Source organism: Aquibium carbonis, assembly GCF_003970795.1.
Classification (GTDB): Bacteria; Pseudomonadota; Alphaproteobacteria; order Rhizobiales; family Rhizobiaceae; genus Aquibium; species Aquibium carbonis.
Map to the genome: position 1 here is coordinate 1 of NZ_RWKW01000031.1, position 21567 is coordinate 21567.

At 68.3% G+C, this 21567-nt stretch carries 20 protein-coding genes and 1 tRNA gene; 6 read left to right on the plus strand and 15 right to left on the minus strand.

The genetic code is table 11. From position 1 onward, the window contains the following. The first annotated feature begins 167 nt into the window (after window positions 1–167). Together EJC49_RS08470 and EJC49_RS08475 are read left to right on the plus strand one after the other, a co-directional pair. Entirely contained in the window at window positions 168–458 is a 291-nt protein-coding gene (locus EJC49_RS08470; protein ID WP_126699236.1) for a sulfurtransferase TusA family protein, read from the plus strand. 82 nt (window positions 459–540) lie between these two features. Further along, window positions 541–1998: a glycosyltransferase family 39 protein gene (locus tag EJC49_RS08475; RefSeq protein ID WP_170314660.1), complete on the plus strand. Its 1458-nt coding sequence runs from the start codon at window positions 541–543 to the stop codon at window positions 1996–1998. A 57-nt stretch (window positions 1999–2055) separates the two neighbouring features. Here EJC49_RS08475 and EJC49_RS08480 read toward each other — a convergent pair whose 3' ends face one another. Continuing rightward, a complete protein-coding gene (locus tag EJC49_RS08480) occupies window positions 2056–3168 on the minus strand; it encodes a CobW family GTP-binding protein (RefSeq protein WP_126699240.1) in 1113 nt (370 codons plus the stop codon). 118 nt (window positions 3169–3286) lie between these two features. Next, complete coding sequence (locus EJC49_RS08485; RefSeq protein WP_245453318.1) at window positions 3287–4408, minus strand: D-alanyl-D-alanine carboxypeptidase family protein; 1122 nt, start codon at window positions 4406–4408, stop codon at window positions 3287–3289. A 179-nt stretch (window positions 4409–4587) separates the two neighbouring features. Here EJC49_RS08485 and EJC49_RS08490 point away from each other — a divergent pair, with 179 nt between their 5' ends. After that, window positions 4588–5751, plus strand: coding sequence for a M20 aminoacylase family protein (locus EJC49_RS08490; RefSeq protein ID WP_126699242.1), 1164 nt, complete (start codon window positions 4588–4590; stop codon window positions 5749–5751). Window positions 5752–5826: 75 nt separating this feature from the next. Further along, window positions 5827–5903: transfer RNA gene (locus EJC49_RS08495), tRNA-Arg, on the plus strand. A 284-nt stretch (window positions 5904–6187) separates the two neighbouring features. Here EJC49_RS08495 and EJC49_RS08500 read toward each other — a convergent pair. The 10 genes from EJC49_RS08500 to EJC49_RS08545 are packed head-to-tail and all read right to left on the minus strand — an operon-like array spanning window position 6188 to window position 15967. Next, entirely contained in the window at window positions 6188–7642 is a 1455-nt protein-coding gene (locus tag EJC49_RS08500) for an aldehyde dehydrogenase family protein (RefSeq protein ID WP_126699244.1), read from the minus strand. A gap of 5 nt (window positions 7643–7647) precedes the next feature. Further along, a complete protein-coding gene (locus tag EJC49_RS08505) occupies window positions 7648–8415 on the minus strand; it encodes a sugar isomerase domain-containing protein (RefSeq protein ID WP_126699246.1) in 768 nt (255 codons plus the stop codon). Between the two features lie 45 nt (window positions 8416–8460). Further along, window positions 8461–9219, minus strand: coding sequence for a nucleoside phosphorylase (locus EJC49_RS08510; RefSeq protein WP_126699248.1), 759 nt, complete (start codon window positions 9217–9219; stop codon window positions 8461–8463). 3 nt (window positions 9220–9222) lie between these two features. After that, window positions 9223–10101 carry a carbohydrate kinase family protein gene (locus EJC49_RS08515; protein WP_126699250.1) on the minus strand — a complete coding sequence of 293 codons (879 nt, stop codon included), beginning with the start codon at window positions 10099–10101 and terminating at the stop codon, window positions 9223–9225. Then, window positions 10098–10658, minus strand: coding sequence for a cysteine hydrolase family protein (locus EJC49_RS08520; RefSeq protein ID WP_126699252.1), 561 nt, complete (start codon window positions 10656–10658; stop codon window positions 10098–10100). Before EJC49_RS08520 ends, EJC49_RS08515 begins: the two co-directional genes overlap by 4 nt. Before the next feature lie 2 nt (window positions 10659–10660). Further along, window positions 10661–11560, minus strand: coding sequence for an ABC transporter permease (locus EJC49_RS08525; protein ID WP_245453319.1), 900 nt, complete (start codon window positions 11558–11560; stop codon window positions 10661–10663). Continuing rightward, window positions 11557–12618: an ABC transporter permease gene (locus EJC49_RS08530; protein WP_126699254.1), complete on the minus strand. Its 1062-nt coding sequence runs from the start codon at window positions 12616–12618 to the stop codon at window positions 11557–11559. The genes EJC49_RS08525 and EJC49_RS08530 overlap by 4 nt, the downstream gene beginning before the upstream one ends. Continuing rightward, window positions 12615–14153, minus strand: a complete 1539-nt coding sequence (locus tag EJC49_RS08535) for an ABC transporter ATP-binding protein (protein WP_126699256.1) — start codon at window positions 14151–14153, stop codon at window positions 12615–12617. The genes EJC49_RS08530 and EJC49_RS08535 overlap by 4 nt, the downstream gene beginning before the upstream one ends. A gap of 19 nt (window positions 14154–14172) precedes the next feature. Further along, window positions 14173–15207, minus strand: coding sequence for a BMP family lipoprotein (locus tag EJC49_RS08540; protein ID WP_126699258.1), 1035 nt, complete (start codon window positions 15205–15207; stop codon window positions 14173–14175). After that, entirely contained in the window at window positions 15143–15967 is an 825-nt protein-coding gene (locus tag EJC49_RS08545) for a GntR family transcriptional regulator (protein WP_126699260.1), read from the minus strand. The genes EJC49_RS08540 and EJC49_RS08545 overlap by 65 nt, the downstream gene beginning before the upstream one ends. Window positions 15968–16176: 209 nt before the next feature. Here EJC49_RS08545 and EJC49_RS08550 point away from each other — a divergent pair, with 209 nt between their 5' ends. After that, complete coding sequence (locus EJC49_RS08550) at window positions 16177–16986, plus strand: IclR family transcriptional regulator (protein WP_126699262.1); 810 nt, start codon at window positions 16177–16179, stop codon at window positions 16984–16986. Here the strand turns inward: EJC49_RS08550 and EJC49_RS08555 are convergent. The 3 genes from EJC49_RS08555 to EJC49_RS08565 are packed head-to-tail and all read right to left on the minus strand — an operon-like array spanning window position 16970 to window position 20353. After that, on the minus strand, window positions 16970–17866 hold the full coding sequence (locus EJC49_RS08555) for a DMT family transporter (RefSeq protein ID WP_126699264.1): 897 nt from the start codon (window positions 17864–17866) through the stop codon (window positions 16970–16972). The genes EJC49_RS08550 and EJC49_RS08555 overlap by 17 nt on opposite strands. Then, on the minus strand, window positions 17863–19563 hold the full coding sequence (locus EJC49_RS08560; protein ID WP_126699266.1) for an FAD-dependent oxidoreductase: 1701 nt from the start codon (window positions 19561–19563) through the stop codon (window positions 17863–17865). Before EJC49_RS08560 ends, EJC49_RS08555 begins: the two co-directional genes overlap by 4 nt. A 37-nt stretch (window positions 19564–19600) precedes the next feature. Further along, on the minus strand, window positions 19601–20353 hold the full coding sequence (locus tag EJC49_RS08565) for an SDR family NAD(P)-dependent oxidoreductase (RefSeq protein ID WP_126699268.1): 753 nt from the start codon (window positions 20351–20353) through the stop codon (window positions 19601–19603). Window positions 20354–20528: 175 nt separating this feature from the next. Between EJC49_RS08565 and EJC49_RS08570 the strand changes: the two genes are divergently transcribed. Beyond that, on the plus strand, window positions 20529–21560 hold the full coding sequence (locus tag EJC49_RS08570) for a TRAP transporter substrate-binding protein (RefSeq protein WP_126699270.1): 1032 nt from the start codon (window positions 20529–20531) through the stop codon (window positions 21558–21560). The last annotated feature ends 7 nt before the right edge of the window (window positions 21561–21567 follow it).

Below are 21567 nucleotides of genomic sequence, written 5' to 3' on the forward strand. Positions count from 1 at the left end.
CGCGCCGAAAAGGAGGCCGAGCGGCTCGCCGCCGCGCAGGCTGCCGCCCAGCCGGTCGAAGCCGCGCCGACCGTCACCGTCGAGGAAGCGAAGTCGAGCGGCGGGCTGTTCGGCTCGGTGCGCAAGCGCGTCGGGCTCGGCAACCTGTTCGGCGGCTGACCGCCGCCGTGGACGCCGCCGATGCGTCCGGGACACAGGTCCCGGCCGAGACCTACGATCTCCGCGGCCTGAATTGCCCCTTGCCTGTGCTGAAGACGCGTCGTCGCATCGCCGGCCTGCCTGCGGGCGCCCGGCTCTGGGTCGAGACCACCGATCCGCTCGCCGTCATCGACATCCCAGCATTCTGCCACGATGACGGCCACCGGCTGGTGACCAGCGAGAGCATGGCCGGCGGGCATCGCTTCCTCATCGAGCGGGGCGGGACGACGGCCGGCCGCATCGTTCCGAAAAGCCCCTGACAACGCGACCCGGATCGGCTACCCACCCCTGCGGACGACGCCACGGCAGGGTGGGCGCCGCCGGACGGGACGGATGCCGGGGATGAACACGGACGACAGGGACGAGACGGGATCGTGGAACCGCTACACCGGGTTCCTGCTGCTGCTCTTCGTCGGACAGGCGATCGCGCTCAGCCTCGTGCGCTCGGGAACCAGCTACGACGGCGCCGAACAGCTCCTCTACACGCAGTATCTCGACTGGGGCTACGGCCGTTCGCAGCCGCCTCTCTACACCTGGATGCTGATCGCTTTGCACCGGGTCTTCGGCGTCGGCATGCTGGCCGAGAACCTGCTCAAGTTCGGCCTGCTGTTTCTCGGCTTCTGGTCCGTCGCCGAGATCACGCGGCGCCTCGGCTTTGGCCGGGCCGTCGCGGCGGCCGCCCTGGCCGCGCCGTTCCTCATCGTCGAGATCGGCTGGGAATCGCAGCGCAACTATGCGCACACCGTGCTCACCTTCGCGCTGACGGGTGGCCTGGGCGTCGCCTACCTCGCCGCGCGCGAGACGCCGGGCGCGACGCGGCATCTGGCGATCGGCGTCATGATGGGGCTTCTGGTCCTGAGCAAGTACAACGGCGCGCTGGTGATCGCCGCCCTCGTCGCGGCCGACCTCGCGGTCGGCAAGCCGCGCGTCTTCGCGCGGCCGTCGAGCGTGGTCGCCTGGCTCGCTGCCGCCGTCATCGCCATTCCGCATCTCGTGTGGGTGGCGGGCAACACCGGCCATGCCCTGGTGCTGGCCGACAATTTCCGCGCCGCGGAGGGGGCCGGCCTTCTCGCGACAGCCTTGAAGGGAATCGGCCAGTACCTGCTGGCGACGGCCGGCCTTCTGGCGCTGCTCGCCGTCGCGCTCGCCGTCTACACGATCCGGTCGCCGCGCGCATCGCCACCGCCGCGCCACGCGCCCGCGGTCTCGGTCATCGCGCTCTGGGGCCTGGCGTTCTGGCTGGTCGGCCTGGTGGTGACGCTCGCCACCGGCGCCACGGTGGTGCGCATGCGGTGGCTGGCGCCCGTCGTGGTGATGGCGGTTCCCGTCCTGGTGGGCTGGGCCTTCTCGCGCCGGCCCGGTCGCGAAACCTGGTTCGCGCTCGGCGGCATGGCGCTGGGTGTCGGCCTGGTCGCCGGCCAGTGGTACGAGAGCACGCGGATGAACGCCCGGACCGACTACGACTACCGTCGCCTGGCCGAAGAGCTGGCGCAGTCGGGACCGACCGACGCGATCGTGACGGCCGAATACGAGGTCTTCGCCAACCTGCGCCTGCACGACCATCCGATCCTGGCGCCGCAGATGCCGCGGGTCGACCGGGGTGCTGCCGAAGGCGCCACCGCGCTCTGGTTCGCCGACGGCCGCGCCGGGGACCGGGTGGAAGGCTTTGCGCGGTCGATCGGCCTGTGTCCCGTTCAGTCCGAGCCGGTGCGCGAGATCGCGCTGCACCGGCGCCATGGAGACGCCGCGCCGCGCCGCGTCTCCGCGATGGCGCTGTCGGCCGAGGCCTGCGGCGGGTAGGGAGAAACCCGGGCCGGGGATCGTCGACGGCCTTGCGGCCCGCCTGACGGCCGTTCCCTACACCTTCCACCCGCCGGCAATGGCCAGCGGGTTGTCTTCGAGCGCCGCGCGGTCGGGCATGTCGATGCGCGGCTGGCCGGCGAAGGCGGCGAACAGCCGCTCGACATAATCGGCCGGCATGTCGAAGGTGATCATGACGATGCGCACGCCGCGCGGGCCGGCCGGCCATTGCGCCAGCCGAATCGGCGGATGCAGCACCTTCTGCACGCCATGGATCACCAGCGGGCGCTCGCGGTCCTCCAGCGTCTCGACGATCCCCTTCATGCGCAGGAGTTGCTCGCCATGGGTGGAGCGCAGGAGGTCGAGGAAATTTTCGACCGTCGACAGCGGCAGCGGCCGGTCGAGCACCAGTGACACGCTGCGGATGCGCCCGTCATGGCCGTGGTGGTGGTGATGATGATGATGGTCATGGTCAGGACCATGGTCATGGTTGTGGTGGTCATGGCCGTGCGCCTCGTCACGCAGCCACCGGGCGACGTCGACGCTCTTGGTTGCCGGGTCGTACAGCCCGCAGTCGAGCAGAACGGGAGCCGACGCGGTGGCGGCGTCCAGCAGCGGCGCGCCGGGGTTCAGAGAGCCAAGCCGGGCCTCGATCGCACGCAGGTCCGCGTCCGAGGCGAGGTCGCGCTTGGCCAGCACCAGCCGGTCGGCCATGGCGACCTGCTTCACCGCTTCCTCGTGCGCGTCGAGCGTGGCCGAGCCGTTGACGGCATCGACCAGCGTCACCACGCCGTCGAGCCGGTAGGCGGCCACGATCGCCGGATGCGCCATCAGCGACTGCAGCACCGGCGCCGGATCTGCCAGGCCCGTCGTCTCCACCACGACTCGCTTCAGGGGCGGGATACGGCCGGTCTGCATGCGATCGGCCAGGTCGGCCAGCGTGTCGATCAGTTCGCCCCGCACCGTGCAGCACAGGCAGCCATCCGAGAGCTGGATGATCCCGTCCGACGATTGCTCGACCAGCAGGTGGTCGATCGCCACGTCGCCGAACTCGTTGATGATGACGGCGGTGTCGGTCAGCGCCGGATCCTTCAGGAGCCGGTTGAGCAGGGTGGTCTTGCCGGCGCCGAGAAAGCCGGTGAGGACCGTGACCGGAACGGGTGGCTGCATCGTCAGTTCTCTCGCTTGCGGAGCACGTCGGCCGGAACCCGTGTCCACTAGGGACACCGGGCCTGCGACGACCTAGTCCTACGGCGCGCGGCGCGGTATGGGAAGCGCGCGACGCGCCTTATCGCACCGCGCTCGCCTCGACCGGGCGATAGTCGGGCCGCGGCGTGGGGATCGGCACCCGGGCATACTCCACGTCGGCGGCCGCGTGCGGCGAACGGGGGCCTGTCGCGCCGCCGAGACCCACCGCCACGAGCACGCGCTCGCGCGACGGCTTGTCGGCCAGATGCGGCGAGCTGACGATCACCTTGCCGTTCTTGTCGATCTCGCCGGCATCGAGCCGCGCCTTGTAGGCGGCCGGGGTGCAGATGCGCGAGCGCATGTTCGGCGCCTGGTCGATTCCGGCGCGGGCGGGCGGCGTCATCGACGCGAGCGTCGGCGCGCCGGCCGCGCTCCTGCCGAAGCCGGCGGCCAGCAGGTCGGCAGCCTTGACTGCGCGCTCCTCCGACGATCGTTCGCCGATGACCACGGCCAGGAGCGTGCGCCCCTGCCGCGTGGCCGACGCGATCAGGTTGAAGCCGGATGGACAAGTATAGCCGGTCTTCATCCCATCGGCGCCCTCGAACCGTCCGATCAGATCATTGTGGTTGATCATCTTCGTCTGGCCGTCGGCAAGGCCTTCCATCCTGAAATAGTCGGCATATTGCGGAAAATCGCGGCGTATGGCGGTCGCCAGGACCGCCAGGTCGTGGGCGGTCGTGTACTGGCCGTCATGGTGCAGGCCGTGCGCGTTCATCCATCGCGAACCGGTCATGCCGAGCCGGATCGATTCGGCGTTCATGCGTGCAGCGAAGGCCGATTCGGAGCCGGCGATGCTCTCGCCGATCGCCGTGGCGACGTCGTTGGCCGATTTCACCATGATGATCTTGAGCGCGTTGTCGAGCGCCAGGACCGATCCGGCTGGATAGCCCATCTTGCTGGGCGGCTCCTTGGCGGCGTTCTTGGAGATGCGGACCGGCGATTTCAGCGTCACCTCGCCCGCGGCCACGGCGCGGAAGGCGACATAGGCGGTAAGAAGCTTGGTGAGCGAGGCTGGGTACCAACGCTGCATCGCGTCTTCCTGGGACAGCACCCGTCCGCCGTCGAGATCGACGACGAGCGAAGGGCCGGCTGCGGCCGGGTTGGCGGACAGGACCAGCGCGCCGAGGGCGCAAGCGGCCAGCATCCGGAAGGGACGTCTCAAATTCACTTTCGCCTCACGCGGTAATTGCGCTACGGTTGCGGGGAAGGCCTTTCGGCCCGTTCCCTGTTCCTGATCGCTGCTACTTACCGCATGTGGCGCGGGGATGGCAAAACCGCGCCGATCACGATCGCGCGGGGTGGGACGGGTCAGGCCGCCGAACAGGAGCAGGGTTCCCCCACATGCCGATCCTCAATCGTGCCGCCGAGATGCAGCCGGAAGTCGCCGCCTGGCGCCGTCACCTCCACACCGTGCCGGAAATCGGCTTCGATCTCCACGAGACCTCGGCCTTCGTGGCCGAGAGGCTGCGGGCATTCGGCGTCGACGAGGTCGTGACCGGCATCGCCCGGACGGGCGTCGTGGGCATCATTGCCGGCCGGCTGGGCGACGGTCCGACCATCGGCCTTCGGGCCGACATGGACGCCTTGCCGATCACCGAGGCGACGGGGGTGGCGCATGCTTCCGTAAATCCCGGCAAAATGCACGCCTGCGGCCATGACGGGCACACTTCGATGCTGCTGGGTGCGGCGAAATACCTCGCCGAGACGCGCAACTTCGCGGGCCGCGTCGCGGTGATCTTCCAGCCCGCCGAGGAGGGCGGCGGCGGCGGCCACGTCATGGTCAAGGAGGGCATGATGGAGCGCTTCGGCATCAGCCGCGTCTTCGGCATGCATAATGCGCCCGGCCTGCCGGTCGGCCAGTTCGCCACCCGTCCGGGTCCGATCATGGCGGCGACGGCCGAATTCACCATCACGATCCGGGGCAAGGGCGGGCATGCGGCGTTCCCGCACCAGAACGTCGACCCCATCGTCATCGCCAGCCAGATCGTCGGCGCGCTGCAGACCATCGTGTCGCGCAATGCCGATCCGCTGGAGGCGCTGGTCGTCTCCGTCACCAAGTTCCATGCCGGCGAGGCCTACAACATCATCCCCGAGACCGCGCAGATCGCCGGCACCGTGCGCACGCTGCGCAAGGAGGTGGCCGCGCTCGCCGAAACGCGCATGAAGGCGATCGTGCAGGGCATCGCCGAGGCGGGTGGCGCGACGGCCGTGATCGACTACGATGCGAACTATCCGGTGACGTTCAACCACCCGGAGGAAACAGAGTTCGCCGTGCAGGTGGCGACCGAGGTGGCCGGGTCCCAGAACGTGGAGCCGAACATTCCGGCCATGATGGGTGGCGAGGATTTTTCCTACATGCTAGAGGCGCGGCCGGGCTCGTTCGTGTTCATCGGCAATGGCGACACCGCCAGCCTCCACCATCCGGGCTACGACTTCAACGACGAGGCGATCCCGCACGGCATTTCCTACTGGGTGCGGCTGACGGAAAAGGCGCTTGCCGCCTGACCGATCGCCTTCGGTCGTTCCGCGACGCTGAAACCCTTGGCCTCGGCGCCCGAACCCGTTATATCGTGCGCGCGTGGTCCCGTAGCTCAGTAGGATAGAGCATCAGATTCCTAATCTGAGGGTCACTGGTTCGAATCCAGTCGGGATCACCATGAAATCAAAGTCTTAGACAGAATGACGGGCTGCCTTAGCGCTCGGGGGTAACGGGCGATGCGGACTGGAGAGACCCGGACCTCGCCCGGAGATCGCCGCCGCGGGAAGAGCCGCAGGACGTGCGACGAGCCGTCTGCAGTCCTTCCTGTGCGGCGGGAGGCCGAACCCACGCCACGGAGACCGCTAAGCACAGGTTCGTGCCCCGTCTGGATCGTCATGACGGGCAGGACTTTTCAACGGTCTCCAGTCTTGTCTGCCGGATGCCGGGCGACGGACGGCGGGTTCAGGCGCCGAGCCGATCGCGGACGCGCATCTTGATGTGCTTGGACTCGCGAAACGCCTCGATGCCTTCCCGGCCCAGTTCACGACCGATGCCGCTCATCTTCCAGCCGCCGAAGGGCGCGTGCAGTTCGCTCGTGTCGTTGACGTTCACGCCGACCGCGCCCGCCTCGATCCGTTCCGCGAGGCTCCAGGCGCGCTCGAGGTCGCCAGAATAGACGTAGGCGGCAAGGCCGAACGGCAGCGCGTTGGCCACCGCCAGGGCTTCCCGGTCGTTTTCCACCGGGCGGATGGCCGCCAGCGGTCCGAAGGTCTCCTCGGTCAAGGCCAGCGCGCCGTCGGGGACGTCGTCGACGACGGTGGGTTCGAAGAAGAAGCCCCGGTCATACGTATCGCCGCCGGGCCGCTTGCCACCGGCAATCAGCCTTGCTCCGCGTTGCAAGGCGTCTTCCAGGTGACGGCCGGTCCGCGTTCGCACGCTCTCGTTCAGCACGGGCCCGTAGAGAACGCCCGGTTCGATGCCATGGCCGAGCCGGATCTTGCGCGTCTCGGCCGCCAGCGCCTCGACGAAGCGGGCATGGATGCCGCGCGACACCAGGATGCGGTTCACGGAGATGCAGATCTGGCCCATGTTGGAGAAGGACCGCCGCGCGGCGGCGGCGGCCGCTTCTTCCGGATCGGCGTCGTCGAGCACGATGAAGGGACACTGGCCGCCGAGTTCGAGCGAGAGCCGCTTCAGCGTGCCTGCGGCGGCGCGCATGATCGACTGGCCAGCCGGAACCGAGGCCGTCGCGGTCACCATGGCGATGCCGGGATGCTCGGCCAGCGCCGCGCCGACCTCCGGTCCGGTGCCCGGAACGTCATTGAGCACGCCGGCCGGCAAGCCGGCTTCCACGAAGCATTCGACCACCTGGCCGATGGCGAGCGGCGTTTCGTGCGGCGGCTTCACCACCAGCGTGCAGCCGGCGGCGAGCACCGGCGCGACCTTCCAGGCATAGAGGTCGACGGGATAGTTCCACGGCACGATGCCGCCGACGACGCCCACGGGGGAGGTGGTGACGAGGCTGCGGATGTCGGCCCGCGAGGAGGGACGGATCGAGCCGCCGAGGCGGCGTCCCTCCTCGGCGTAGAAGCGGATCACCTCGACGCCGAACAGGATCTCCTTGAGCGAGTCCGGCACCGGCTTGCCCTGTTCGCGCGTCAGCGTGTCGGCGATCGCGGGCGCGCGTGCGGCGATCAGGTCGGCCGCTTGATGCAGCACCCGGGCGCGCTGGTCGGCATGCGTCGCGGCCCATCCCGGCAACGCTGTGGCCGCGGCCTCGACCGCGTGGTCGACGTCGGCACGGGTCGCGATGGCGCTGGTGCCGACGAGATCGCCGGTCGCCGGGTCGCGGATGTCGGCGCGGGTGCCCTCCGCGCCCTCGCTCCAGGCGCCGTCGATGAAGAGTTTCCTGTCCATGGCGGTCACCGCGCCTTCAGCCGGCGCCAGAGTTCCTCGTAATTCTCGTCGTTCTGCCGGTTGGCCGCCTCCTTGCTCGTCGTGTTGGGGCTGACCATGACATGCGGTGTGATGCCCTCGGCGACGAGCTTTTCGGCCGTCAGCGCCACGATGGCGTGGGCGATGGCGATGGTGACACTGGTCGAGGATGCGCCGACGGGCGAATTCAGCCCGTCGATGTAGAGGGCGGCGTCCGCCTTCGGGATGCCGGTGTCGATGACCACGTCTGCCACCTCGTAGAGCCGCTTGCCGCAGGAATGGCGGGAGGGCGTCGAGGAGGAGTGCGGGATGGAGGTGACGCCCACGAGCTTGATCCCGCGCTCCTTGCACTCCATGGCGATGTCCATGATCACGGCATTGATGCCGGAATGCGAGAACAGGATCATCGTGTCCTGGGGGTCGATCTGGTGCGAGCGCAGGATCGCCTTGCCGTAGCCCTCCTGGGCATGGATGAACCGGTATTGCCGCGCGCCCATGTCGCCCCAGACATGGTGGAAGGAGATCATGGTGCTCTCGACGATCGGGCGGAAGCCGACGATCGTGCCGGTGCGCGGGAAGCTTTCCAGGGCCGGCAGCGCGCCGTGGCCGGTGCCGAAAGTGAAGGCGAGCTTGCCGGCGCCGATGCTGGCCGCGCACAGGCCGGCGGCTTCCTCGATGGCGGCGGCCTGCGTGGTCCGTACCGTCTCCAGCCGTTCGGCGAGCGACCCGAAATAGCGGTCTAGAAGCGTGCTCATGGCGGATGTCCTTCCTGTGTCAGTCGTCGTCAGGGCGGCCTGCGGTCAGGCCGGCAGCGCGGTGATGGCGTCGAGCGCGGTCTCGAAAAGCTCCACCTCGGCCCTGGCCATCGCGTCCTCGGAGATCTTCTCCTGCGTGTGCGCATCGACGGTGGCGACGCAGAGCGTCGAGGCCCTGGCGCCGAGAATGCGGGCGGCGACGAGCAGCGCCGACGTCTCCATGTCGGTGCCGATGAGCCCCATGCGCTCGATGTCCTGCTTCAGGCTGCCGATCATCTCGCGGCGGGCGCCCGACAGGCCGAACATCTCGGTGTAGAAGCCGTCCCAGGTGCCGAAGATGCCGGCGTGCCAGGTCCGGCTTCCGGCCGCGAGACGCTGGCGCAGCGCGGCATTCAGGTCGAAGTCGGCGATGGCGGGGTAGCCCAGCGGAGCATAGCTGTTCGAGGTGCCGTCGGCACGCAGGGCGCCGTCTGCCAGCACGAAATCGCCGATCCTGGCCGGGGGGATCGCCATCGCGGTGCCGATGCGCAGGAAGGTGCGGATGCCTAGCGCGTAGAGTTCGTGCAGCACGATGCTGGCGATGGGCGCGCCCATCCCGAAGGCGGCGGCGGTGATGCGGTGTCCGGCGCGCACGCCGGTCACGGTGCGCAGGCCACGGCTGACAGGCGGGAACACCGGGTCGTCGAGATGCTCGGCAATCCGGTCGATCCGCGCCGGATCGCCGATCAGGATCGCGGCGTCGCCGACCTCCTGGCGCGACACGCCGATGTACCAGGCGCGGTCGGAGCGTTCTTCTTGGGTCATGGGTCAGGCACTTTCGTCAGTTGAAACAAGGCGGCTGCGCAACAGGGCGGCGGCGGCATGATGCCCGGCCTCGACCACCGCTTGCAGATCGGTTTCGCCGGCCGCGAGAGCGGCGATGACGCCGCCTGCGAAGGTGTCGCCGGCCCCGGTCGGGTCGGGCGTCTCGAAGGGAATGGTCACGACCGAAAGCGATGTGCCGCCCCGCGAGACGGTCGCGCCTTCGCCGCCCAGCGTTTCGATGACGATACGCTCCGGGCGCGACGCGGGGGCGGCCCTGAATGCCGCCTCGACGAAGCCGCGCTCGGCCCGGCTGTGGCAGATCAGGTCCGCGCGCCCGGCGAGCTTTGCTGCGAGGTCGGGCGTCAAGGCCCGCGGATCATCCTTTACCACCCAGGCAAGGCGAGCCGTCGGGCTCAGCGCTTCGAGAGCGTCCAGCGTGGCGCGTGTGGGTCCGATCGTGACGCAGAGCCAGTCAGCATCGGCGATCACGGCGCGCTGCTGCGGGGTCAGCGCGAGATGCTTCGGCATGCCGGGATCGTAGAGGCAGCAGCAGCCGCCGTCCGGATCATAGGCCAGCACCGCCATTGGCGTTCGTGCGTCCGGCACGCGGGCCATGGCGTCCACCAGAACGCCCTTGTCGCGAAGCTGGGCGAGATAGGCGTCGCCCGCCTCGTCGGCGCCGATCCAGCTCACCGGCCGGGCATCGGTCACGCCCGCCGCCGCCAGCGCGCCCGCCACGTAGGCCGGACTGCCTCCCAGCCGCGGCCAGGCATTGGCCGGTCGGGCGAGGATGGTCGAAGTTCGGCCCGGACGGGGTACGCTGTCCAGCATGGCCGCGTGATCGAGGCTCGCATAGCCGATGATGGCGATGCCGCCGCTCATGACAGCATGTCCACGGCTTCGGCCAGGGGAACCACCCGGCCCATGTAGCGATGAATGTCCTCGAGCGATGCTTCGGCCAGGTGCGGGCGGTTCGAGTTCGTCGCCTCGCGCGGCACCACCGGCTCGAAGCCGTTGGCGAAGGCGTCCTGCGCGGTGGCGCGGATGCAGACATTGGTCTTAACGCCGGCGATCACGAGGCGGGAGACGCCCTGTTCGGTCAGGAAAAGCGCGAGATCGGTGGCAAAGAAGGCGCTGAAGCGACGCTTCCAGACGACGGTCTCGTTTCGGCCCTGCGGCGCGAAGTCGGCGAAGAAGGCTGCATCGTTGGCGCCGTCGATGTGATGCACCGGCAGCTTGCGCCATTCGAAATCGTCGAAGTCCGGGCGGTGCCGCTCGGCGGCATGGACGACGATCGCGCCTGACCGTCTCGCTGCCTCCCGCAAGGCGCGCATCGGTTCGAGGACATCCTCCACCCCGGGGTAATGGTTGGGCTGTCCGGGTTCGAAGAACGAGTTGATCACGTCGACCAGGATGAGGGCGGTGCGCGGGTTCTGCATCGTCAGGGTCTCCTCGCCCTTGCGCGACGCCCGGCCACGGCGACCGCCGTCAGGACGACGATCACCATGACGTAGGGCAGTGTCTGGACCAGTTCGGCGGGTATGCCGCGGCCTTGCATGCGAATCTGGAAGGCGTCGAAGAAGCCGAACAGCAGGGCGCAGGTGGCGGTTGCCCAGGGTCGGTTGCGACCGAAATAGAACGCCGCGAGCGCGATGAAGCCGCGACCGGCGGTGATTCCCTCGTTGAAGATGCCGACGACGCCGATCGACAGATAGGCGCCGGCAAGCCCCGACATGACGCCGGCATAGACCGTCGAAAGGTCACGCAAAGCCAGCGGGTTCAGCCCGAGCGCCCGTGCGGCCTGTGGCGCTGCGCCGACGGCCCGCAACCGCAGGCCGAGCCGGGTGCGGGCCAGGAACCAGACGGTGATCGGCACCATCGCCCACGCCGCCCAGGTCAGCGGGTCGTGGCCCGACAGGATCGCGCCCAGGATGGGAACGTCGGCGACGAACGGGATGTCGATGCGCGGCAGGCGGGCAACGTCGGGCAGGCTCAGCGTTCCCGAACTGCCATAGGCCGAGCTGAGAAAGAAGCGGACGAGCCCCGCCACGGCAACCAGGAAGCCGAGCCCGACGATGATCTCGTTGGCCTGCAGCCGTGTCACTGCCAGCGACATGGCCAGGCCGACGACGCCGCCCGCTGCGGCTGCAGCCAGGAGCGCGACCGGCCAGCTGCCGGTCATGGAGGCCACGATCAGCCCAAACAGCGCCCCGGCCAGCATCATGGAATCGAGGCCGATGTTGACGAGGCCGCCGACCCGGTTGATCAGTCCGCCGAGTGCGGCCAGCAGCACCGGCGTGGTCATCACCACCGCGGCATGGATGACGTTGTCGATCATCATGCCGATGCCCTCCGGCGCACGAAGATCCAGCCGAGCTGCGCCACGGCGAAGACCATGACCGTGCCCTGCAGGATGTCGACGATCTCGATCGGCACGTCGCTGAAGAACTGGATGGTGGCGCCGGCATTGGCGAGCGCGCCGAACAGCAGCGCCGCCAGAAAGATGCCGAGCGCCGATCCGCGTCCCAGCAGAGCGACCGCGATGCCGGTGAAGCCATAGCCGGGCGAAAAGCCGGCGACGAAGCGGCCGACATTGCCAAGCGCATGGATGCCGCCCGCCAGGCCGCCGATGGCCCCCGACAACAGCATCATCTTGATGACCAGCATCGGCACGTTGATGCCGGATGCCGCCGCGAAGCGCGCGTTCATGCCGGCCAGCCGCGTCTCGAAGCCGAGCGCGGTCCGATTGCCCCACAGCGCGTAGAGCCCGAGCAGCGCGATGGCGATGAGGAATCCCGCGTTCAGCGTCGAGGGCGGCATGAGCTTGGGCAGCCGGGCCGCGTCGGCGATCATCGGCGTGGCCGAGTTGGCCGAGCCGGGCGCCAGCAGCGGTCCATTGACGAGCCAGGCCGTCAGGCTGATGGCGATGAAGTTCAACATCAGGGTCGTCACCACCTCGTCGACGTCGAGGCGCGCCTTCAGCAGGCCCGGTACCAGCATCCACAGCGAGCCGACAAGCACGGCGGCGACCAGCGCCAGCGGTAGCAGGAGCGCGGCGGGCAAGCCGACGAATGTGAATCCGACAGTGGCGGCCGCCAGGCCGCCGACGAAGATGCAGCCCTCGACGCCGACATTGAAGGCGCCCGCGCGGAAGGCCACGGCGGTGGCGAGTCCTGTCAGGATCAGCGGCGTAGCGGCCGACAGCGTCGCGGCGATGCGGCGCGAACTGCCGAACGCTTCCACGGCGAGGAGCGTGTAGACGTCGATCGGGTTGTGACCGGCCGCAAAAAGCACCAGCGCGGCCAAGGCAAAGGCCGCAGCCAGCGGACCGAGCGGTTCCAGGATCCGCAGCCAACGAGGGCGTTCGAAGGACGTGCTGCCGAGGACCTGTGCGCTCATCCCTGCCTGCCTCCCAGCATGAGCCGGCCGATCTCCTCCAGGCCGGCCGAACCGCGCATGACCTCGCCGGTGATCCGGCCGCCGTAGACGACGACGATCCGATCCGACAGCGCGACGAGTTCCTCCAGCTCCTCGGAAACGAGAAGCACGGCTCCGCCCTTGTCGCGGTATTCGAGCAGGCAGCGATGGATGAAGTCGATTCCGCGGATGTCGACGCCGCGCGTGGGCTGGCAGGCGACGAGCAGCTTCGGATCGCCGTCGAGTTCGCGCGCGACGACCACGCGCTGCTGATTGCCGCCCGACAGGCTGCCCGCCGGCTGGCGGTCGGAGGCGCGCTTCACCGAATAACGATCGAGGAGATCGCCGACATGGCGCGCGATGGCCTTGCGGCGGAGAACGCCGCGCGAGCAAAGGTCCGGCCGCCGATGATGGCCGGCTATGGCGTTTTCGGCGATCGGCGCGGCGAGGCAGAGCCCTTCGGCAGCCCGGTCAGGGCTGAGATAGGCGAGGCCGGCCGAGCGGCGCTGCGCCAGCGTCTGGCCGGCGATGTCGGCGCCAGCGAGCCGGATGGTGCCGGCATCGATCCGGCACAGCCCGGTCACGGAAGCGGCGATCTCGTCCTGGCCGTTGCCGGCCACGCCAGCGATGCCGACGATTTCGCCAGCCCTGACGGTGAGGTCGAAGCCCGACAGCGCCGCATGGCCGCGCAGGTCGCGAGCGGAGAGCCCGGCGACCTCGAGCACCGGCGTGCCGGCCGTGGCGGCGCGCGGCTCCGGTCGCGCCAGCACTTCACCGATCATCATCTCGGCCAGACCCTCTCGGCTGGCGGAGGAGCGCGGCAGGCTGTCCACGACCCGGCCGTTGCGGATGACCGTGATCTCGTCGGCCACCGCCAGCACCTCGTCCAGCTTGTGGCTGATGAAGAGGATGGTGCGGCCCTCGTCGCGCAGCTTGCGCAGCAGCGCGATCAGTTCACGCACCTGTGCCGGCGCCAGCACCGCCGTCGGCTCGTCGAGGATCAGCACGTCGGCGCCGCGGTAGAGCAGGCGCAGGATCTCGACGATCTGGCGCACATGCACCGGTGCATCCTCCACCGGAGTGTCCCAGTCGAGCGAGACCCCCGCCAGCGCTTCCAGTTCGCGTGCCTTGGCCAGGGCCGCGGCGCGGTCGATGCGGCCGAACCCGTCGGCGGGTTCGCTGGCGAGGATCAGGTTCTCGATGAGGGTCAGGCCCGGCGCCAGCATGAACTCCTGGTGCACCATGCCGACGCCGCGGGCGAAGGCCTCTGCCGGACCGGCGAAACTCGCCGGTGCGCCATCGAGGAGAATGACGCCGGAGTCCGGCCGGTCCACGCCCTGCAGGATCCGCATCAGCGTCGACTTGCCGGCGCCGTTGCCCCCGACGATGGCATGAACGGTTCCACGCCGCGCGCGGAAGTCGATCGCGTCATTGGCCAGCACCGGGCCGAACCGTCTCGTGACGCCGCGCGCCCCGAGACGGATCGACGGGTCCGGCTTTTCTTCCGCCGCTTGCATCGAAAACCTGACCCAGCGCTTACTTCAGGTAGTCGGGATAGCCCTGCTCGACCACGTTCCAGACCTTGATCTTGCCGGACAGGATGTCCTGTTTCGCGGCTTCGACCTTTTCCAGATACTCGGCCGGGATGAGGTCCTTCGTATGCAGCATCTCCGACAGCCCGACGCCATCCTCGGCGAGGCCGAAGGTCGTCGTTTCGCCCCGGGGGAAATTGCCGGCGGCATAGTCCTTGATGAGGGTCTCGACCGCGACGTCGGTGCGCTTGATCATGCTGGTGAGCACGTTGCCCGGCGCGAGGCCGTCCTGGTCGGTGTCGACGCCGATCGCATAGCGCCCGGCTTCCTTGGCGGCCTGGATCACGCCCATGCCGGTCCCGCCGGCAACCTGGTAGACGATGTCGACGCCTTCCTCGAACATGGCCTTGGTCATCTGGAGGCCGATCGCCGGGTCGGCGAAGTTGTTGGAGTAGGCGACCTTGACCACGACGTCCGGATTGGCGGCCTTCGCGCCTTCCACGTAGCCGGCGATGAACTTGTCGATGCCGGCCGACTTGGTGCCGCCGATGACGCCGATGATCGGCTCGGGCGTGATGCCCTTGATCGAGGTGTCTGTCGTGACCAGTGCCGCGAGCATGCCGGCGAGGTATGAGCCTTCCTGTTCCTGGAACAGGACGGAGGCAACGTTCGGCGCCTCACGCACCTGGTTCAGGATGACGTAATTGGTGTCGGGATAGTCCTTCGCCACTTCGAGCATCGGCTCGCCATGCGAATACTCCAGATCGATCACCAGGCCGAAATCGGCGTCCGACGCGCGGCGCAGGATTTCCGCGGCCTGCGCGACGACGTCGCGCGATTCGACCGGCCGGCCTTCGAGGCCGGTCGCTTCCAGGCCGCGCTTGAAGCCTTCGTAGGCCAGGTCGTTGTAGGACTGGTCGCCCAGGCCGCTCTGCGAAATGATGAGTGCGACCGGCTTGTCTTGCGCGAGCGCGCTAGTTGTCCCAAGGGCCGAGACGAGGGCCGATGTGGCCGCGGTGATCGCCAATGACTTGATCATGCTGGTTCTCCTTGTCTTTTTTCATGTTCCCCACATGATGCTGCCGCACGAGCACTGCCTCGTATGAATAGCGGCGGGCATCATAGATCGCGCTGACGGCATCGAGCGGCGTGCCGTCGGCGGCGAACGAGTGTCGGGTCACGGCGACGACGACCGCGTCGCCCTCGAGACCCAGAAGCGCACGATCCCGCTCGGAGGCGGGACAGGCCACGAGCCTCTCGCTCGCGGTCGCGACGAACAGGCCATGCGCTTCGAAATGGCGGTAGAGCGAAAAGCCGGGCTCCGACGCGAGGGCTCGCGTCAGCCGGGTTTCCGCGACGATCTCCGTCGACAGGATCGAGCGGTGGCGCGCGACGCCCTTCCCGTCGACCAGGCGCAGGCGGTCGAGCAGCATGACGGGCGTGTCCGGCGCATAGGGCAGGCCATCCTCCCAGTCCGCCGCCTCGAAGGCGAGCAGCTGATGCGAGGCGATGTGGCCGGCCGCCTCGACGGCCTCGGTGAAGGAAAGCAGGTAGCCCGGCGCGCGGCGCAGCGGCGCTTCGGCCACGAACGATCCGCTGCCCTGGCGGCGCGTCACGAGCCCTTCCTCGACCAGCTGCTCGACGGCCTTCGCGACGGTGAAGCGACTGACGCCCCAGCGTTTCGCCAGTTCCGGCTCGCTCGGGATCCGCGCGCCGGGACCCATGCCGCCGATCTGGGCCTTCAGCCCGTCGGCGATCTGCAGGTAGAGCGGTCCGAGGCGGGGGCTGGGCTTGATCATGTCTGTCCGCGCAATCTTGTCCAGTCAACTGATCAGATCACGACTTCCGTTGCAAGCTTTTTTCGATAGCCGTCGAACGTCGCACCGACGCGGCCGCGACGGCGCCAGCCGACCGGCGGGATGAAGGGCCTCCGGACCTGGCCAGGCGCGATCGCCGCATTGAGATTCGCGGCCGTGTGGGCTACCTCGATCCAAACGGATCAGCATCCATGGCGGTGATGGAAAAGAAGAACGGATCGCGCGGCGTCCAGTCGATCGACACCGGCGGCGTCGTCCTCGGCGCCCTGGCCATGGCGAAGGGACCGCTGAAGCTGCGCGATCTCGCCGAGCAGACGGGAATGGCGGCGGCGCAGCTTCATCCCTACCTGGTCTCCTTTCGCAAGATGGGCATGGTCGAGCAGACCGAGGCCGGCCACTACCAGCTGGGATCCTTCGCCCTGCATCTCGGCTTGACCCGGCTGCGCAACCAGAACGCCTATCGCGAAACGGTGCGGCGCGTCGGCGCGCTGGCCGACGAGCTGCAGCTGATGATCGCCGTCACCGTGTGGGGACTGCATGGACCAACCATCGTCTACATCCAGGAATCGTCGGCCCGCATCCATGCCAACGTCCAGGTCGGCAACATCTTCCTGATGACGGCCACCGCCACCGGCAAGGTCTTCGCCGCCTGGCTGCCGCGCGCCGTGACCCAGCCGATGATCCGCCAGGAGCGCTCCGACCGGACCCTTCTGGAGCGCGGTCCCTTCGAGTTCGACGAGGAACGCTACTGGCAAGAGGTGCGCGATGTGGCGGCGAAGGGCCATGCCGTGACGCGCGATCTGCCGATTCCCGGCGTCAGCGCCGTGGCGGCGCCGGTGTTCGACCACACCGGGCAGATGCAGCTTGCCCTCACGGCGATCGGCCCGACCGGCATGATCGACCTTGCCGATGACGGGCCGGCCGTCGGCGGGTTGCTGAGCTTCACCCGCAAGCTGTCGAACGAACTCGGCTACCGTGAGGACGTCACCGTCGGCGCATGATGTCGAGCGACACCAGCAGGCCGCCGGACGCCAGCACCACCCCAAGCCACTGAAGCGAACCCGGCGCCTGGCTGGCGAGCGGGATGGCAAGCATGACGGCGGCCGGCGGCAGCAGGGCGGGAAACAGCGCCGCCGTTCCCGCCCCGAGGCGACGAACGCAGCCGGCAAAGGCGATGATCGCCAGAGCGCCGCCCAGCACGCCCTGGTACAGCGCTTGCACCGCCCAGGCCTTGGGCGGATGGTCGGGAACGCCGAACACGGCGAGATAGACCGGCAGCAGGCAGAGCGCGGCGCTGAGTGAAACCACCGCCGTCGTCTCGATGGCCGGCAGCCTCCAGCGCCCCACGAGCCAGGTGAACAGGCCCCACAGCGATCCCGAGGCCACGAAGCAGAGATCACCCACCCAGGCCGGCGTTCCGGACGGAGGGGTGGCCGGCTGGTCGGCCGCGATGGCGATCAACCCGGCGACGAGCAGCACGATGCCGATGCGGCGCTGCCGGGGCACCGCCCTGCCGTCGACGAAGGCCGACAGCGCATTTGCCGTCAGCATGGTGACGCCAGGCGAAATCACCACGGCATGTGCCAGGGGGGCGATGCCGTATCCGGTGTTGATGAGGAAGGCGAAGGGCGGCCCGATGAGCACCGTCAGGGCGAGGATCCGCTTCAACGGCAACGCCTCGCGCCAACCGTGCCGCAGCAGGAGCAGCGGCGCCAGCAGGACGGCCGCGATGCCGAAGCGAAGCATGGCGAGATCGGCGCTGGAGAAACCGTCGGCACGGCCGATCGCCGTGCCGACATTGTAGAAGGCCCAGAAGATGGTTGCCGCGAAGCCGAGCGCGATGCCCGCTCCCTGGCCCCGCCGCTCCGCCGGCGCCGTCAATCGTTGGCGCCCGACATGTGCCGCGCCGCGATGTAGCCGAAGGTCACGGCGGGGCCGAGCGTGATTCCTCCGCCCGGATAATTGCCGCCCATGATGCTCGCCGCGTCGTTCCCGACCGAGTAGAGCCCGCCGATCGGCCGGCCGTCCTCGTCGAGCACCTGTGCATTCTCGTTGCAGCGCAGGCCGGCGAAGGTGCCGAGGTCGCCGACGACCAGCTTGATGGCATAGAAGGGGCCCTTCCGGATCGGTGCGACGCAAGGGTTTGGCTTGTGTTCGGGATCGCCGAGCGAGCGGTTGTAGGAGGTGGAACCCTTGCCGAATTCGGGGTCCTCGCCACGTACGGCATGGGTGTTGAAGGCCTCGATCGTCCGCCGGAGCGTGGCGGGATCGACGCCGATGCGCCCGGCCAGTTCCTCGATCGTCGCGCCTTCGTGGAGATAGCCGGACTTGACATGCTGGCGAAACGGCACCGGCGCCGGCTTGACGTAGCCGAGGCCATATTTGCGCAGAACGTGGTGGTCGGCGATGAAGAAGGCGCAGATCTCGCTCTCCTCCTCGCGGCAGCGCGCGACCATCGCCTGGCAGAAATCATGATAGGAATCCGCCTCGTTGACGAAGCGGCGGCCGGATCGCGTCACCGCGATGACGCCAGGCTTGGAGCGGTCGACGAAATGGGGGAAGGTGCCCAGCGTTCCGTCCGGTTTCACGGGCCGCGAGATCGGCACCCAGGCGGCGGCATTCGGAAGCGTATCGTCGACGGTGGCGCCGACGGACTCACCCAGCCTCAGGCCGTCCCCGGTGTTTCCGGGAGGGGCCGGCGAGGCATGCTCGTAGCCGCTCGGCGCATGCGGGAACAGTGCCTTGCGGCGCACCGGATCCTGCGGAAAGCCGCCAGCAGCCAGCACGACGCCCTTGCGGGCGACGATCTCGACGGGCCCTTCCGCCGTGTCGACGATGGCGCCAGTGACCTTGCCGCGGTCGTCCTTCACGAGTTGCCTGACCGGCGAACGAGTCCAGACCGGCACGCCCTTGTCGAAGCAGGACTTCGCCAGTCGCGCCACCAGCGCGTTGCCGTTCATCAGCCGCATCGGCCGGCCATGGAAGGCCATGTCGCGCAGGAACTTCAGGAACAGCTTGCCCACATAGAAGGCCGACACCGGCGAGCGCATGACGTTGAAGAAATGCAGGAGCTCCTTGCCGGACCCGATCATCATGCCAAGGAAGGTGATCTCGGCCAGGGGCGGACGAAGGCGCTTGATCTCGGGGCCGAGCTCGCGCCCGTCGAAGGGGCGCGCGACAAGCGAGCGTCCGGCATCCATGCCGCCTGGCGCGGTCGGATGATAATCGGCGAAGGTGGGGCCTAGATCGAACTGAAGCGTTGTGTTCTGCTCGTAGAACTCGACCGCCTTCGGCCCGGCCTCGAGAAAGGCTTCCACACGCCGCTCGTCAAAATGCTCGCCGGTCTCGTGGCGCATGTAGGCGCGCGCCTTGTCGATGGAATCGTCGATACCCGCCCGCTTTGCGGGCGCGTTGCACGGAATCCACATCCAGCCGCCCGAACGGGCGGTCGTGCCGCCGAAGACGGGTTCCTTTTCCACCACGAGCACGTTCAGCCGCCGGTGCGCGGCCGACACGGCGGTGGCAAGCCCGCCAGCACCCGATCCGACCACCAGCACGTCGCATTCGTGTTTCTTCATCGCCATTTTCGTCAGGTCCATCTGTTCGGTCGTGCGGTCAGGCGGCGAGGTAGCCGCCATCGACCGGCAGCAGCACGCCGGTCACGTAGGTCGAGAGATCGGACGCCAGGAAGAGAACCGGTCCGACGAGCTCCTCCGGCTCGCCCACCCGTCGCATCGGCGTGTGCGCCAGAAACCGCCCGATCGCGTCGGGGGTCTCGCGCGTGACCTTGGTCATCGGCGTGGCGATGACGCCGGGTGCGATGGCATTGACGCGGATGCCGTCGGGCGCCAGGTCGTGGGCGAGCGCACGGGTCAGCTGCAGCACCGCGCCCTTGCTTGCCGCATAGGCTCCCAGGCCGGGGCCGGCCGAAACCGACATGATCGAACCCAGGTTGACGATCCTGCCGCGCGTCTCCCGCAACTGGGGCAGGAACGCGCGAACCATGTTCTTCACCCCGTCGACGTTGATGCGGAAGACGTCGGCCCAATCGGCGTCGAAACGGGGATCGTCGACCGGCGTGCGCCGGATGATGCCGGCATTGTTGACCAGGATCGCCACGGGGCCGAAGGCTTCGCTCGTGGCGGAAGCGAACCGGTCGATCGAAACGCGATCCGCGACATCGACTACGAACGCTCGCGATTCGCCGCCCTCGGCACGGATTTCCGCTGCCGCCGCCTCGACCGAGGCGCCGTTGATGTCGCACATGGCGACGCGGGCACCGGCTTTCGCCAGGCCGCGCGCGATCGCGAGACCGTTGCCCTGCGCGGCGCCGGTGACGACCGCGACCTGTCCCTCTATGCCCTGCAATCCGTCCTCCCGACGTTCGTTATCTGCAAATGCGTTTGACTATAGCGAATTTTCTTGTTGAGCCAAGACGTGGAATTTGCAAGATTGCGATTGCTCCGGGAGGACGTCGGCGGGCACGCTGCTCGTTCCCGGCAGGCAAAGTACGCCGCGCGAGAGCGGCAAAAGGGAGGAAGAGATGAAACGTCATGTCGTTGCCGCCGCTCTGGCGGCTTCCGTTGCATTCACCGGGTCGGCCATGGCCCAGAGCTTCGATCTTCAGAGCGTGTTCGGTCTCAACGTTCCGTCGATCGGCCCGAGCCCCGTCAATTGGGCCGACAAGGTGCGGCTGATGACGGCCGGCGAGATCGACATCAAGGTGCACGGCGCCGGCGATTTCGTCCCGCCGTTCGAGGTGTTCGGCGCGGTTTCCACCGGTGCCATCCCGATGGGCTTCGACTGGATCGGCTACTGGGCCGGAACCATCCCGGTCGCCAACCTGATCGGCTCCATGCCGTTCGGCCCGACGCCGGAGATCGCCCTGGGATGGATGTTCAACGGCGGCGGCCTCGAGATCATCCAGAAGGCCTACGACCCGCACGGCGTGAAGATCATCCCCTGCCACCTGGTGGTGCCGGAGGCCGGCGGCTGGTTCAACAAGGAGATCAACACCGCCGAGGACCTGAAGGGCCTCAACATGCGCATCGCCGGCCTGGGCGGAAAGGCCCTGGCCAAGCTCGGCGCGAACACGCAGCTCGTGCCGGCCGGCGAGATCTACGTATCGCTGGAGACCGGACGCATCGACGCGGCCGAATTCTCCGCGCCGCAGCTCGACAAGGGCTTCGGCTTCCAGAAGATCGTCAAGAACTACTACTTCCCCGGCTGGCACCAGCCGTCGAGCTGGGACTCCATCATCGTCAACATGGACGTCTGGAACGGCTTCTCCGAAGACCAGCAGAGGATCATGGTCGAGGCCTGCAAGGCCAACATCACCGAAAACATGGCCGACCAGCTGAACGCACAGGTTTCGGCCATCGAGGAGATCGAGGCGGCCGGCGCGACGGTGAAGCGCTTCCCCGACGAGGTGCTGGCGGCCATGCGCACGGCGGCTGCCGAGGTGATGCAGGAAGAAGCGGCGAACGATCCGATCTTCAAGGAGGCCTACGAATCGCTGACCGCCTATATCGATCGCACCGCGCGCTGGGCTGAACTGCAGGCTCTTCCGCGCTGAGGAAGCA

Coding starts and splice junctions, on each gene's coding strand:
- EJC49_RS08475 (WP_170314660.1), top strand. CDS start 541: ATGAACACGGACGACAGGGACGAGACGGGATCGTGGAACCGCTACACC.
- EJC49_RS08480 (WP_126699240.1), bottom strand. CDS start 3,168: ATGCAGCCACCCGTTCCGGTCACGGTCCTCACCGGCTTTCTCGGCGCC.
- EJC49_RS08490 (WP_126699242.1), top strand. CDS start 4,588: ATGCCGATCCTCAATCGTGCCGCCGAGATGCAGCCGGAAGTCGCCGCC.
- EJC49_RS08500 (WP_126699244.1), bottom strand. CDS start 7,642: ATGGACAGGAAACTCTTCATCGACGGCGCCTGGAGCGAGGGCGCGGAG.
- EJC49_RS08505 (WP_126699246.1), bottom strand. CDS start 8,415: ATGAGCACGCTTCTAGACCGCTATTTCGGGTCGCTCGCCGAACGGCTG.
- EJC49_RS08510 (WP_126699248.1), bottom strand. CDS start 9,219: ATGACCCAAGAAGAACGCTCCGACCGCGCCTGGTACATCGGCGTGTCG.
- EJC49_RS08515 (WP_126699250.1), bottom strand. CDS start 10,101: ATGAGCGGCGGCATCGCCATCATCGGCTATGCGAGCCTCGATCACGCG.
- EJC49_RS08520 (WP_126699252.1), bottom strand. CDS start 10,658: ATGCAGAACCCGCGCACCGCCCTCATCCTGGTCGACGTGATCAACTCG.
- EJC49_RS08525 (WP_245453319.1), bottom strand. CDS start 11,560: ATGATGATCGACAACGTCATCCATGCCGCGGTGGTGATGACCACGCCG.
- EJC49_RS08530 (WP_126699254.1), bottom strand. CDS start 12,618: ATGAGCGCACAGGTCCTCGGCAGCACGTCCTTCGAACGCCCTCGTTGG.
- EJC49_RS08535 (WP_126699256.1), bottom strand. CDS start 14,153: ATGCAAGCGGCGGAAGAAAAGCCGGACCCGTCGATCCGTCTCGGGGCG.
- EJC49_RS08540 (WP_126699258.1), bottom strand. CDS start 15,207: ATGATCAAGTCATTGGCGATCACCGCGGCCACATCGGCCCTCGTCTCG.
- EJC49_RS08545 (WP_126699260.1), bottom strand. CDS start 15,967: ATGATCAAGCCCAGCCCCCGCCTCGGACCGCTCTACCTGCAGATCGCC.
- EJC49_RS08550 (WP_126699262.1), top strand. CDS start 16,177: ATGGCGGTGATGGAAAAGAAGAACGGATCGCGCGGCGTCCAGTCGATC.
- EJC49_RS08560 (WP_126699266.1), bottom strand. CDS start 19,563: ATGAAGAAACACGAATGCGACGTGCTGGTGGTCGGATCGGGTGCTGGC.
- EJC49_RS08570 (WP_126699270.1), top strand. CDS start 20,529: ATGAAACGTCATGTCGTTGCCGCCGCTCTGGCGGCTTCCGTTGCATTC.